The organism is Acidovorax sp. Root70 (genome assembly GCF_001428225.1).
Classification (GTDB): Bacteria; Pseudomonadota; Gammaproteobacteria; order Burkholderiales; family Burkholderiaceae_C; genus Acidovorax.
Map to the genome: position 1 here is coordinate 152,624 of NZ_LMHQ01000023.1, position 12,395 is coordinate 165,018.

Annotated in this window: 10 protein-coding genes; 4 read left to right on the forward strand and 6 right to left on the reverse strand. The window is 65.7% G+C overall.

Annotated features, from left to right (window positions below):
* Window positions 1-38: 38 nt before the first annotated feature.
* Window positions 39-1,106, reverse strand: coding sequence for a zinc ribbon domain-containing protein (locus ASD94_RS12335; protein ID WP_056643322.1), 1,068 nt, complete (start codon window positions 1,104-1,106; stop codon window positions 39-41).
* A gap of 257 nt (window positions 1,107-1,363) precedes the next feature.
* On the opposite strand from ASD94_RS12335, the gene ASD94_RS12340 reads away from it, so the two are divergent.
* The gene (locus ASD94_RS12340; protein ID WP_056643325.1) at window positions 1,364-2,671 is read left to right on the forward strand and encodes a Glu/Leu/Phe/Val dehydrogenase; all 1,308 of its coding nucleotides are present in this window, start codon (window positions 1,364-1,366) and stop codon (window positions 2,669-2,671) included.
* A gap of 282 nt (window positions 2,672-2,953) precedes the next feature.
* Here ASD94_RS12340 and ASD94_RS12345 read toward each other — a convergent pair whose 3' ends face one another.
* Together ASD94_RS12345 and ASD94_RS12350 are read right to left on the reverse strand one after the other, a co-directional pair.
* Window positions 2,954-4,108 carry a hypothetical protein gene (locus ASD94_RS12345; protein WP_056643329.1) on the reverse strand — a complete coding sequence of 385 codons (1,155 nt, stop codon included), beginning with the start codon at window positions 4,106-4,108 and terminating at the stop codon, window positions 2,954-2,956.
* Window positions 4,109-4,365: 257 nt separating this feature from the next.
* Complete coding sequence (locus ASD94_RS12350) at window positions 4,366-6,006, reverse strand: argininosuccinate lyase (protein ID WP_056643331.1); 1,641 nt, start codon at window positions 6,004-6,006, stop codon at window positions 4,366-4,368.
* 175 nt (window positions 6,007-6,181) lie between these two features.
* Here ASD94_RS12350 and ASD94_RS12355 point away from each other — a divergent pair, with 175 nt between their 5' ends.
* Window positions 6,182-7,126 (forward strand): LysR family transcriptional regulator, encoded by a 945-nt coding sequence (locus tag ASD94_RS12355; protein WP_056643334.1) that lies wholly within the window; start codon window positions 6,182-6,184, stop codon window positions 7,124-7,126.
* 25 nt (window positions 7,127-7,151) lie between these two features.
* Here the strand turns inward: ASD94_RS12355 and yegQ are convergent, their stop codons facing one another.
* The 3 genes from yegQ to ASD94_RS12370 all read right to left on the reverse strand — a co-directional run bounded on the left by yegQ (window position 7,152) and on the right by ASD94_RS12370 (window position 10,816).
* Window positions 7,152-8,591 (reverse strand): tRNA 5-hydroxyuridine modification protein YegQ, encoded by a 1,440-nt coding sequence (gene yegQ, locus ASD94_RS12360; protein WP_056643337.1) that lies wholly within the window; start codon window positions 8,589-8,591, stop codon window positions 7,152-7,154.
* Window positions 8,592-8,627: 36 nt separating this feature from the next.
* On the reverse strand, window positions 8,628-9,575 hold the full coding sequence (gene ttcA / locus ASD94_RS12365; protein ID WP_056643340.1) for a tRNA 2-thiocytidine(32) synthetase TtcA: 948 nt from the start codon (window positions 9,573-9,575) through the stop codon (window positions 8,628-8,630).
* Window positions 9,576-9,751: 176 nt separating this feature from the next.
* Window positions 9,752-10,816 carry a homocysteine S-methyltransferase family protein gene (locus tag ASD94_RS12370; protein WP_056643343.1) on the reverse strand — a complete coding sequence of 355 codons (1,065 nt, stop codon included), beginning with the start codon at window positions 10,814-10,816 and terminating at the stop codon, window positions 9,752-9,754.
* A 137-nt stretch (window positions 10,817-10,953) separates the two neighbouring features.
* Between ASD94_RS12370 and ASD94_RS12375 the strand changes: the two genes are divergently transcribed.
* Together ASD94_RS12375 and ASD94_RS12380 are read left to right on the forward strand one after the other, a co-directional pair.
* A complete protein-coding gene (locus tag ASD94_RS12375; protein WP_056643345.1) occupies window positions 10,954-11,535 on the forward strand; it encodes a hypothetical protein in 582 nt (193 codons plus the stop codon).
* A gap of 9 nt (window positions 11,536-11,544) precedes the next feature.
* Complete coding sequence (locus ASD94_RS12380) at window positions 11,545-12,141, forward strand: hypothetical protein (RefSeq protein WP_056643349.1); 597 nt, start codon at window positions 11,545-11,547, stop codon at window positions 12,139-12,141.
* Window positions 12,142-12,395: the final 254 nt, after the last annotated feature.

Below are 12,395 nucleotides of genomic sequence, written 5' to 3' on the forward strand. Positions count from 1 at the left end.
TCTCTGGGTGTCGTTATGTATGTCGTCCGCATGGGCGGTCATTGGCCCGGCGGGCACTCGGGGATGCGGCCCCAGGCGTCGCCGCAGAAGTTCTGCCGCGTGCGCGCCAGGCAGGTCGCACGCGACAGCTCGTTGCCCATGGCGGCGCACTGGGCCAGCGCGCCGCGCAGGCGCGCCAGACTGTCGGCGGGCGACGCCGCGGGCCGGGCCGCTGAGGGCCAGGGCGCGTCGTCGTTGGGTGCTGCGGGGCGCGGTTTGGCGGAGCCAGGTGGCGGGGCGGCATCGGCCACGCGGGGCACAGTGACCGGGGTGAACGCGGGTTCGGCCGCCGCTGGCGCAGGCACCGGCCCCGATGCCGGTGCAGCGATGGCGCCGACCGGCGCCGGTGCAGCGGCTGCAGCGCGCGCACGCTCGGACTCGATGATTTCTTCCACCGGCTCGGCGCGGGCGGGTGCAGACTCCGCCACGCCCGGGGTGTCCGGCACGCCTGCCGGCGCCACCACGGCAGGGGCCGGGGGCGTGGCCGGCGCGGCATCGGGCCGACCCAGCAGATACCAGCCCGCAGCGCCCGCCACGGCCAGCAGCGCCACCGCCGCCAACGCATAGGCCCCGGCGGGCCGCTGGCGGGCGCGGGGTGCATGGGGGTGCTCATCGTCATCGAACACAAAGTCCATCGGCGCTGCGGCTGCGGGTGTCGACAGGGACGCCCCTGCAGGGAGGGCGCCGGTGGCGAGGGGCTCGGTGTGCTGTCGGGGTACGGGGTCGGAAGCGGCCGCGATCACGGGGGCCATAACGGACTCGGTCATCGACGCGGCAATGGGCTCCACCGTGGGGTGGAAAGTCGGCTCGACCAGCGGATCCGCAACGGCGTCGGCCGCAGGCACGGCGGCCGGTGCGGGCGCTGCCACGGCCACAGGCTCGGGCGCCACCTCCGTCGGCACGGTCGACGGCACCAGCGAGTGCCCGCACTGCGCACAAAAACGCGCTGCTGGCTTGTTGCGGGCCTGGCATTGCGGGCAGGCGGTGGTCAGCTCGGCGCCACAGGTGGTGCAGCAGCGCGCGCTGTCACGGTTGTCGCCATGGCAGGCAGGACATGTCACGCTCATTCAGATCCCTCTCTTTTCAAAAACCTGGGTGTCCGGCTCTGCGTCCGGTCGGCTGAGTCTAGGGGCAATGGATGGCCCGGAGATGACCGTGCCGTTCTGCAGCGTTTTACCCCGCGCGGATTGCCGCACTGCAGCATCGGAAGCATGTCGGCAATGTATGCATTAAACGCATAACCCACAAACACACCGGCCTTGGACAGTGCCCCGGGCCAGGCATAAGCTTCGCAGCCTGAACTGATCCCACAAGGAAATTCACCATGTCAAACCCTGTCGGCGCCCCCGCCGCACAATCCCACCCCCTGCCCTCGTACCTGCAGGCCGACCACCTCGGCCCCTGGGGCAACTACCTGCAGCAGGTGGACCGCGTCACCCCTTACCTGGGCAGCCTGGCGCGCTGGGTGGAAACGCTCAAGCGCCCCAAGCGCATCCTGATCGTGGACGTGCCGATCGAGCTGGACAACGGCACCATCGCCCACTACGAAGGCTACCGCGTGCAGCACAACCTGAGCCGGGGCCCCGGCAAGGGTGGCGTGCGTTTTCACCAGGACGTGACGCTGTCGGAAGTGATGGCCCTGTCGGCCTGGATGTCGGTGAAAAACGCGGCGGTGAACGTGCCTTACGGCGGCGCCAAGGGCGGCATCCGTGTGGACCCCAAGAAGCTGTCGATGGGTGAACTGGAGCGCCTGACGCGCCGCTACACCAGCGAGATCGGCCTGCTGATCGGCCCGTCCAAGGACATCCCTGCACCCGACGTGAACACCAACGGGCAGATCATGGCCTGGATGATGGACACCTACTCGATGAACGTGGGCGCCACCGCCACCGGCGTGGTCACCGGCAAGCCTGTGGACCTGGGCGGCTCGCTGGGCCGTGTGGAAGCCACCGGCCGCGGCGTGTTCACCGTGGGCGTGGAAGCCGCCAAGCTGACCGGCCTGGCGCTGGACGGCGCCCGCGTGGCCGTGCAGGGCTTTGGCAACGTGGGCGGCATTGCCGCCAAGCTGTTTGCAGAAGCGGGCGCCAAGGTGGTGGCGGTGCAAGACCACACCGGCACCATCTTCAACAGCAAGGGCGTGGATGTGCCCGCGCTGCTGGCGCATGTGAAGGCCCGGGGCGGCGTGGGCGGCTTTGCCGGCGCCGATGTGATGAAGGCCGAAGAGTTCTGGGGTGTGGATTGCGAGATCCTGATCCCCGCCGCGCTGGAAGGCCAGATCACCAAAGACAACGCGGGCCAGATCAAGGCCAAGCTCGTGATCGAAGGCGCCAACGGCCCCACGACCACCGAGGCCGACGACATCCTGCACGACAAGGGCGTGCTGGTGCTGCCCGACGTGATCGCCAATGCGGGCGGCGTGACGGTGAGCTACTTTGAATGGGTGCAGGACTTCTCCAGCTTCTTCTGGAGCGAGGACGAGATCAACGCCCGCCTGGTGCGCATCATGCAAGAGGCCTTTGCGGGCATCTGGCAAGTGGCGCAAGAGCACAAGGTGAGCCTGCGCACCGCCACCTTCATCGTGGCCTGCCAGCGCATCCTGCACGCGCGCGAAATGCGCGGTCTGTATCCATAAGCTCTGCGCAACACGCTGTGCAAGCCTGAGCAAGCACCGGCGCATCACGCCGTTGGCTTGCCCCAAGACCGCCAGATGCCGTGACCCGGCCCTGGCGGTTTTTTGTTCGCGCTTTCGCCAGAGATGCCCTGTACGTATCGAGCGGAAAGTGTGCGCTACGCATCGGGACGGCTGCAAGGCGCAAAGTACAGCCACAGCCGGTAGCTACCCCGAGCCTTCGCAACGCCACAGGCAGCCCCAGGCCACAGAGGCACAGGGCGCGGTGATTCTTGCGGGGGACCCCTACGGGTTTCCTGCCAGCGGCACGGGCCCCACGGGCTCGGGCGGCAGCACGCCGCGCATCGCCATGCAAAACGGCTGCACGCATGCGGCCCGCGCTGCGTAAGGGCAGCCTGCGGTGTCGCACAGGCCCGATGCGCCATTGCGTGCACGCTCGTCCTCGCGCGGCACCTGGCCGCTGGCTTGCAGCACGGCCATCTGGGTCCAAGGGTCCAGGCGGCCGGTGGCCTGCTGCAGCATGTCGCGGCCGTAGACGGTGGCGGCCAGTTGCGGTTGCAGGTCCAGCACCAGCAGCGCGCTGGTGCGCGGCGCGGCAGCATCCATGCCCTGCAACACCAGGGCCATCACCCCCGATTGCAACGCCTGGCCGCCGCCCGCAAAAGGCACCTGCAGCGCGCCGCCTGCAGCGTTGGCTCCCGCGCCCAGGCTGGCGCCAACTTGCACCGCGCCCGCAGCGGCGGGCGACGCCTGGGCCGCCAGCCAGGGCACCGGGGCACGCAAGGTGAGCGCCAGCCCGCGCGGCCCTTCAGGGGTCGCCACCACGCCCTGGCGCACCAGCCAGGTCTGCAGCGGCGGCTGGTCGGCATCCAGCGCCCCGCTCTCCAGCGCCTGCGCCATGCCAATGGGCCAGGGCTGTGCGGCCACCACGCGCTGCGGCACCCCGGCCTCCGCCGTCACCTGCGCCACCAGCGCGCTGACCATGCGCAGCAACGGCGTGCCAAGGCCCGACGCAGGCCAGGTTGCCGCGCCCGTGGCAGAGGCCGCCGGTGCAGCCGCATTGCCTGGTGCCGCTGCGGTCGCGCCACGGGGCTGCGCCGGTGACAAACCAGCCTGCGCAGCGCCGTCGCCCCTGGTGCCCGGTACACCGCCATCGGCCCCGCCAGGCCGGCGCGGGTCGAAGCCCGCCGCCAACTGTTCACGTGCCTGGGGCGAGATGCTGGCCTGGTCCGCCGGTGCGGGCAACGGTCCGCCGGGCGGACTGGGCGATGTGACGGAGGGAGGCGGCGCGCTGGGGTCTGCGATAGGCAACGGTGCGGGGGCCGCGGGTTTGGGTTTGTCCAGCCCCAGCAACGCCGTCTGCCGCTGCAGCGCCGCCTCGGCCAAGAACTGGGCCACGGGCGGCAGGGCGCTGCGGGTAGGGTCGATGGGGAGGGACATGCCGGACACTCAGGGGGGACGAATGCCCGATTCTGTAGTGATTCACACGACATGAACAGCGCCCGCCAGCGCTTTGGCCCCCGGCACTTTGCGCAGTGTCCTTCCCTCATCCGGGCGGGCGCTGGGGGACCAGCGGGCTGGCAATCGCTACCAAATTCATAGCTACATCGCCAATATTCACTGGCGCTGCAGCCCATTTACTTCCAAATGCCGTCTGTAGAAGGGGGATGAACCGCTTCGGCGCGCCCGAGCCCTTTCTAGGGCAGCGCCTTCACCCCCTCAAACGCCGCGTTCAAAGCCGCCTCGGCGGCCAGCAGGCGCTGCCGCGCCTCACCCGACCAGACGCGGTCTTTGGCAAGAACATCCTTGGCGACGGCCACCATGCGGGTGACCTCCTGGGGCTGCGGGCCGCCTGTGCCGGTGCGGGTGGCCACCATTTCTGCGGGAGACAAAGCGCGGCGGAATTCCTTTTCCGTGAGCGGCAGGCGCTGGTCCTTGATGTCGTACTTCTTGCCCGCTTCGCGGTAGATGCGCACGGCTTCGGCGTACGGGAAGTCCTTGGGCCGGATGTTGCGTTCCTTGGCATACACCACCACGTCCGACGCAAAGTGGTGGCCCACCCGGAACGGAATGGCATGGGTGCGCTGCAGGGTTTCGGCCAGCTCCATCGACGTGGTCCATTCGGATTCCAGTTCGTCCAGCGCGCGGGCCGGGTCGATGCGCAGCGAGTCCAGCACATCGGCCAACTGCTGAAGCATCTCCACGCCCTGGACAAAAGTCTTGGCGCTACCGGGGCTCCAGGTGTTCTTGTAGTCGATCATGCCGGGCGTGACGTTATGGGCGCGCCACAGCGATGCCTGGGCCGACGCCACCACGTCGCTGGCCTTGGCGCGGGTGTTCTGGATGATGCCCGGGTTCGCCTTTTGCGGCATGGCGCTGCTGGTGTACGTCTTGCCGCTGGCCAGCAGCAGCCATGGCCGGGTCTGGTGGTACTGGGTGTGTACATCCTGCATGAAGGCGCCCACGCGGATGGCGGTGGAGCTGGCGATGGACGTGGCCTCGATGGGAATGTCGTAGGTGCTGATCTGCCCCGCATCCAGCGAGTTGACGATGAGCCCGTCAAACCCCAGCAGTTGCGCCAGGCGCTCCCGGTTGATGCTCCAGCTGGAGTTGGCCAGCACGGCCGTACCCATGGGGCTGAGGTTGATGCGCGCGTAGGCCTCGCGGATGCGGGCCGAGTCGCGCGCAAACGAATCCGCAAACGCCATGAGGTAGTGCCCATAGCTGATGGGCATGGCTTGCACGCCGTTGGTGTACGCGGGCACATAGGTGGCGGTGTGTGCCTGTGCGATGGTGATGAGCCGTGCGCGCACCTGGTCCAGAGCATCGGCAAAGTCCAGCATCTCCAGGCGCAACTGCGCTGCGTTCAGGGTGGAGTGGATGTCCTGGCGGCTACGCCCGGTGTGGATCAGCGTGGCCTCGGGGCCCACGGCATCCGTGATGATCTTCTCGACCTGCAGCACATCGGTGGGGCGCTTGCCGCCCGGGGCGGCCGCCTGTGTGATCGACAACTCCACGCCACGCGCAATGCGGCCCGCCTGGGCCTTGGGGATGATGCCCTGCTCCACGTTGACCACGGTCGATGCCATGTTGATGCGGCCAAACCAGTAGAAGGTGTCCTGCGACTTGGACAGGGCGCCGGTGGCATCGCCTTTGACCAGGCCCTGGATCTTGGCGACCTGCGCCTGGCACTCGGCTGTGGTTTTGCACGCGGTGTCCAGCGTGTCTGCGGCTTGCGCCTGGCCCATGGCAAGGATGGCGCCCACGACCGGGGCGAGCAGGAAGCGGGTGGGGCGCAAGATGATCGTGCGCGCGGGGCGGCGCTGAGGCGATGGCATGGGGTTTTGTCTCCTGAGCTCCCGCTCAGCCAGCGGTGGGCTGGTGCGGGGAATAAGATTCGTTAATTGAATGAACTCAGCAGGGCTCGCACCCTACTGGCCCCGGAATCGTTCCACAACGGTCCCAGCAAGGCCAATGCTTCTTTTTCAATTGAATTCATTTTTTGAATAGCCCATGCCAGACTTGACGCCCTCGGTCCTGTTCAACCGCATCCTGGGGCGCGTGCGCCTCAAGCACCTGCAGCTGGCCATTGCGATTGCCGACCTGCAAAGCCTGCACCGCGCGGCCTCTTCCATTGGCCTGAGCCAGCCCGCAGCGACCCACGCACTGGTCGAGCTGGAAAGTTCTCTGGGCGGCCCACTGTTCGAGAGGCACTCCAAGGGCATGCGGTTGACCCGCCTGGGAGAAGCGATCTTGCCGCTGCTGCGGGCCTCGCTGGTTCCGCTTCAGGCGGTTGCAGGCAATGCGGCGCTGATGCAGCAAGGGGCGGGGTCCGCATTGATCCGCATCGGCAGCATCGCGGCGGGTATCAATGGGCTGCTGACGGCGGCCATCCCGGCTTACTTCGCCAAGCACCCTGACGCCGCCATCGATGTCCACGAAGTCACGATCGACAATTTGCTGGAGAGCATCCAGGAAGGCACGCTGGACCTGGCGATCTGCCGCGAACCGGCCCCGCTGCCGCAGGGGTTCGAGTTTCGCGCCGCGCTGCGGGATGAGTTCGTGGTGGCCTGTCGCCCCCGGCACCCGCTGGCCCGGCAGGCCGCCGTCACGGCCGCTGAGCTGCTGGCGCAGCGCTGGCTGGCCCCACCGCTCACGGGGCTGGGGCCCCAGCAGGTCGAGAATCTTTTCGACGATCTGGGCGGCGTGCCCGAACTGTGCAGGGTGTCGAGCCGCTCGACAGAAATCATCTACGCCATGCTGACCGAGAGCGACATGCTCGTTTGCGCACCAGCAAGCCTTCTGCGGCCGTTGGTACAGCGCAAGGAACTGGTCGTTCTATCGTGGAGACCCCAGGGTGTGGGGCCTCTTGGCGTGCTGGTCAAAACGGATGTGCTCGCCAACCCGGCCCATTCTTGCCACGCATTCATCGAGCACGTGCTCTCCCTGTCGGCTTGACCGAGACGCGCCGCGGCGCGTCTGCTCACGCGGTCAGTGCAGGCTCTGCCTTCGCATCGCCCGCTTGGGCCTCCACCACCCGGGCCAGCAGCGCGCCGCTGTAGCGTGCGGGCAGCGCAACCCACACGCGCACGGGACTGCCCTGGGCGACCTGCACGGGCTGGCCTTCCACGTTGCGCATTTCCTGCAGCCGCACGGTAATGTTGCCGCTGGGGTGCACCACCTCGATCAGGTCGCCCACGGCAAAGTGGTTCTTGGTTTCGACCTGCACCCAGTCTCCTGACAGCCCTACGTCGGCAATGCCTTCGGCTCCCAGCACTTCGCCCACGTACTGGCTGCGCTGGGTGGCCGAATGGCCGCTGAGGTAGTTCTGGTAGTCGTTGCTGGGGCGGCGCTCCAGCAGGCCGCCGGTGTAGCCGCGGTTGGACAGGCCTTCCAGCTCAATCAGCAGCTCAGGGTTGAAGGGGCGGCCCGCCACGGCGTCGTCGATGGCGCGGCGATAGACCTGGGCGGTGCGGGCCACGTAGTACAGGCTCTTGGTGCGGCCTTCGATCTTGAGCGAATCGACGCCGATCTGCGCCAGGCGCGCCACATGCTCCACCGCACGCAGGTCCTTGCTGTTCATGATGTAGGTGCCGTGCTCGTCTTCCATGATGGGCATCATCTGCCCGGGCCGTCCGGCTTCTTCGATCAGGTAGACCTTGTCGGCCTTGGGGTGGCGCTGGCCGTTGCCGGTGGTCGATGCAAAAGCCTGTTCGGCCTTTTGCTGCGCAGCCTCGAAGTTGAAGTCGCCTTCCATCTTCTGCGCGATGGCTTCGCCCGTGGTGGGGTCGATGTCGGCGTCGTGTGTGGCGTAGTTCCAGCGGCAGGCGTTGGTGCAGGTGCCCTGGTTGGGGTCGCGGTGGTTGAAGTAGCCGCTGAGCAAGCACCGGCCCGAGTACGCAATGCACAGCGCGCCGTGCACGAACACTTCCAGCTCCATGTCGGGGCATTCCTGGCGGATCTTTTCGATCTCGTCCAGGCTGAGTTCGCGCGAGAGGATGACGCGCTCCACGCCCATCTTCTGCCAGAACTTCACCGCCGCCCAGTTGGTGGTGTTGGCCTGCACCGAGAGGTGCACCACCTGCTCGGGCCACTTTTCCTTGACCATCATGATCAGGCCCGCGTCGGCCATGATCAATGCGTCGGGTTGGCAGTCGATCACGGGCTCGATGTCGCGCAGGTAGGTGCGGATCTTGTCGTTGTGCGCAATCAGGTTGCTGGTGACAAAGAACTTCTTGCCGCGCGCGTGGGCCTCGTCAATGCCTTGCTTGATCTGCTCCAAGCGGAACTCGTTGTTGCGCGCGCGCAGGCTGTAGCGCGGCTGGCCGGCGTACACCGCGTCGGCACCAAAGTCGTAGGCGGCGCGCATCTTGTCGAGCGAGCCGGCGGGCAGGAGGAGTTCGGGGGCTTTGAGCGTGGTCATGGGGTGGCCCAATCTAAAAATCGTCAGGGGTCGGGTTCAGCGGGGCATCAGGGGCAGGCCGCCGATCATGCCCACGGCCTGGGCTGGAAACTCTTCGGCATCAAACGCCTTGTCGCCATCGGCGTCCTGCACGCCGTTGGGCACCAGGCCCTTGAAGTCGAACTGGCGCGGGTCCATGAAGTGCGAAGGCACCAGGTTGCGCAGCGCCACGGCCATGTTCTCGATGCGGCCGGGGTAGAGCTGCTGCCAGTCGCGCAGCATCTGGCCGATCTGCTTGCGCTGCAGGTTCTCCTGGCTGCCGCACAGGGTGCAGGGAATGATGGGGAACTGGCGGTGTTCGGCCCAGCGGGTGAGGTCGTCTTCAGCCACGTAAGCCAGCGGGCGGATGATGAGGTGGTCGCCCCGGTCGCTCTGCACCTTGGGCGGCATGCCCTTGAGCTTGCCGCCAAAGAACATGTTCAAAAAGAACGTCTGCAGCATGTCGTCGCGGTGGTGGCCGAGCGCAATCTTTGTGCAGCCCAGCTCGTCGGCCACGCGGTACAGAATGCCCCGGCGCAGGCGGCTGCACAGGCTGCACATGGTCTTGCCTTCGGGGATGTGCTCCTTCACAACGCTGTAGGTGTCCTGCGTTTCGATGTGGAAGGGCACGCCCACCTGGGTCAGATATTCGGGCAGCACATGGGCAGGAAAGCCCGGCTGCTTCTGGTCGAGGTTGACGGCGATCAGCTCAAACTTGTTGCCGTTGCGCTGCTGCAGCATGCGCAGCACGTCCAGCAGGCCGTAGCTGTCCTTGCCACCCGAGACGCACACCATGACCTTGTCGCCGTCTTCGATGAGGCCGAAGTCGCCAATGGCCTGGGCGACCTGGCGCACCAGGCGCTTTTCGAGCTTGAGCGCGGCGTGCGCGGCAGCCTTGGCGGCCGCTGCGGCTGCGTCGTCGCCCTCCACAAAGGACGAGGCGGGCGGGGTGGCGGTATCAAGCATGGGGTGAACGGACCAGACGGCGAAACGGGAAGGCGCAATGAAGGGGGATTGCAAGGTTGCCGCACCCGGCGGCGCCTTGCAATGGGCTGCCGCACTGCGCTGGTACGGCATTGACTACTATTTTTATAGCTACCAGCGCATATGGAACAAGCGCTAGCAGCCAATTCGACTCAAATTCAGGCTTCTGCGGGGTAGAACATCTTGCGCGTGGGCACATCGGCCACCGCCTTGGCAATGGCGCCGATGTGGTCTGGCGTGGTACCGCAGCAGCCGCCCAGGATGTTGACCAGCCCCTCGGCCGCGAACTCGTGCACCAGGCGGCTGGTGATCTCGGGCGTTTCGTCAAAGCCGGTGTCGCTCATCGGGTTGGGCAGGCCAGCGTTGGGGTAGCAGCTGATGAAGGTGTCCTCGGCCACGCGGTTCAGCTCCTGGATGTAGGGACGCATCAGCGTGGCGCCCAGCGCGCAGTTCAGGCCAATGGCCAGGGGGCGCGAGTGGCGCACGCTGTGCCAGAAGGCGGTCACCGTTTGGCCCGACAGGATGCGGCCCGAGGCGTCGGTCACGGTGCCGCTGATGATGAGCGGCAGGCGCTCGCCGCTCTTTTCAAAGAACTCATCAATCGCAAACAGCGCGGCCTTGGCGTTCAGGGTGTCGAAGATGGTCTCGACCAGCAGCACATCGGCGCCGCCTTCGACCAGCGCCTCGGTCTGCTCGTAGTACGCGGCCCGCAGCGTTTCAAAGTCGACATTGCGCGCGCCGGGGTCGTTCACGTCTGGGCTGATGCTGGCCGTCTTGGGCGTGGGGCCCAGGGCGCCGGCCACAAAGCGGGGCTTGTCGGGCGTCGAATACTTGTCGCAAGCCGCGCGCGCCAATTGGGCGGAGCGCAGGTTCATCTCGCGCGCCAGGTGGGCCATGTGGTAGTCCTCCTGCGCCACGGTGGTCGCGCCAAAGGTGTTGGTCTCGATGAGGTCGGCCCCGGCCGCCAGGTAGCGCTCGTGGATGTCGCGGATCACGTCGGGGCGGGTGATGCTGAGCAGCTCGTTGTTGCCCTTCACGTCGTACGCAAAGTCCTTGAACCGATCGCCCGCGCCATCCGGCCCGGTGTAGCCCTCGCCCCGGTACTGCGCCTCGCCCAGCTTGAAGCGCTGGATCATGGTGCCCATGGCACCGTCGAGGATGACGATGCGTTGGGCGAGGATGTCGGGCAGTTGCGCGGCGCGGGTGTAGTGGAGGGCTTGCATAGGGCGCTATTGTAGAAAGCGTCGCTGACGCCCCCCAAGAACGGGGCCTTCCCTGAATTGAGTCCTATATGATGCCGCGCGTCGCCACATTCCACGCGCCGACAAATCCAAATTTTCAATGAGAGGGAGGCTATTTAATGGCATCGAAACGCCCAATTTTTCTTGCACTGCCGCTGGCCGCTTTGGCCTGCATTTTTTTGGTCGGTTGCGCTGGACCTGCGCCCAACTACACACCGTCGGTAGACAACGTAGAGCGACTGAAGAAAACTTCATCCTCTGAGGTGAAGGTTGGCACGTTCGCCACCAAGCCAGGAATGCAAAGCGCGGACGCCATATCCCTGAGAGCCTCTTCCATGGTGTCGCCTGTGGGCAAAAACTATGGCGACTATCTTGCAGCGGCTCTGCGTTCCGAGCTCGAATTGGCAAAGCTGCACGCCCCCAACTCCCCTGTCGAAGTGTCAGGCACCCTGCTGCACAACAACATCAATGCGGGTGGAATCCAAACCAATGATGGGCAGTTGGAGGCGCAATTTGTCGTGAAGAAGGGGGCGGAAGTTCGGTACGACAAGGTCAAGAAGATCACACGACAGTGGGAAGGTGCATTCGCTGGCGCTGTCGCTATCCCTCAGGCCGCAAACAACTATCCGCTGATGGTGCAAGACCTCTTGGGGGCTCTGTTTGCTGATCCGGACTTCGTTGCCTCTCTCAAGCAACGATAAGGAGACAACATGTACCAGCGCATTGTTTTCTTGTCGCTCAGCGTAGTGTTGGCCCTCACCCTGGGGGGCTGCGCGCATCCCATCTCCATGGCACCCAACTTGGCCACTGTCCAACCTGCGGCGGACAAGCCGATGCTGGACAAAAAAGCGGGTTATCACATTTCGGCGGCGTCCAAAGCCCTGGAAGTCACTACACCGGGCGGAGGCGGCGACAAGGTGCGTTACTTTCCCTATCGGGATCTAGAGCCTGGCCTGTACAAGGCTCTGGGGGTAGTGTTTCGCGATGTCGCCAAAATCAACAATCCAACCGATGCAGCGGAGTTGAGTGCCAGTGGCATTCAGCTGCTGATTACTCCAGAGATCACCACCAACTCCTCGTCAGAAAGCGCGTTGACGTGGCCGCCCACGGTTTTCACAGTGACGCTGTCCTGCCAAATCAAGGACATGCAAGGTAAGACGCTGGATTCGCTGCGGGTGGAAGGACGCGGTCAAGCGGAATTCTCCGAGTTCAAATCTAACTTCTCGTTGGCAGCCGTCAGAGCGAGCGATGACGCATTGGCGAAACTTATCGTAGCGCTGCGTCAGTCAACGGCACTTGCAAAATAACCTGACCTTGTAACCTCGGCCCTATGGGGGCCGAGGTGGAGAGCCAAGGATTCGCTCCGCCACCGGCAGCGCGGATATCGGAATCCCAACACGTTCTCAAAGTGCCAGGAGATGGCAGCGGCGCACAATAAGCCTTGTCAGCAGTAGTCACTGCTTACCGAAGAATCAGACAGATCGCCCCTAGCTCACTATCAAAGCGCGCTAGTAGCTATCAATTTCAGAGTATCCGCTTGTCCTCTCGCCTGTCCCCCGCA

Excerpts from the sequence above, each read along its gene's own strand:
- ASD94_RS12370 (WP_056643343.1), bottom strand. The coding sequence starts at position 10,816 with ATGCAAGCCCTCCACTACACCCGCGCCGCGCAACTGCCCGACATCCTC.
- ASD94_RS12335 (WP_056643322.1), bottom strand. The coding sequence starts at position 1,106 with ATGAGCGTGACATGTCCTGCCTGCCATGGCGACAACCGTGACAGCGCG.
- ttcA (WP_056643340.1), bottom strand. The coding sequence starts at position 9,575 with ATGCTTGATACCGCCACCCCGCCCGCCTCGTCCTTTGTGGAGGGCGAC.
- ASD94_RS12340 (WP_056643325.1), top strand. The coding sequence starts at position 1,364 with ATGTCAAACCCTGTCGGCGCCCCCGCCGCACAATCCCACCCCCTGCCC.
- ASD94_RS12380 (WP_056643349.1), top strand. The coding sequence starts at position 11,545 with ATGTACCAGCGCATTGTTTTCTTGTCGCTCAGCGTAGTGTTGGCCCTC.
- ASD94_RS12375 (WP_056643345.1), top strand. The coding sequence starts at position 10,954 with ATGGCATCGAAACGCCCAATTTTTCTTGCACTGCCGCTGGCCGCTTTG.
- ASD94_RS12355 (WP_056643334.1), top strand. The coding sequence starts at position 6,182 with ATGCCAGACTTGACGCCCTCGGTCCTGTTCAACCGCATCCTGGGGCGC.
- ASD94_RS12345 (WP_056643329.1), bottom strand. The coding sequence starts at position 4,108 with ATGTCCCTCCCCATCGACCCTACCCGCAGCGCCCTGCCGCCCGTGGCC.
- ASD94_RS12350 (WP_056643331.1), bottom strand. The coding sequence starts at position 6,006 with ATGCCATCGCCTCAGCGCCGCCCCGCGCGCACGATCATCTTGCGCCCC.
- yegQ (WP_056643337.1), bottom strand. The coding sequence starts at position 8,591 with ATGACCACGCTCAAAGCCCCCGAACTCCTCCTGCCCGCCGGCTCGCTC.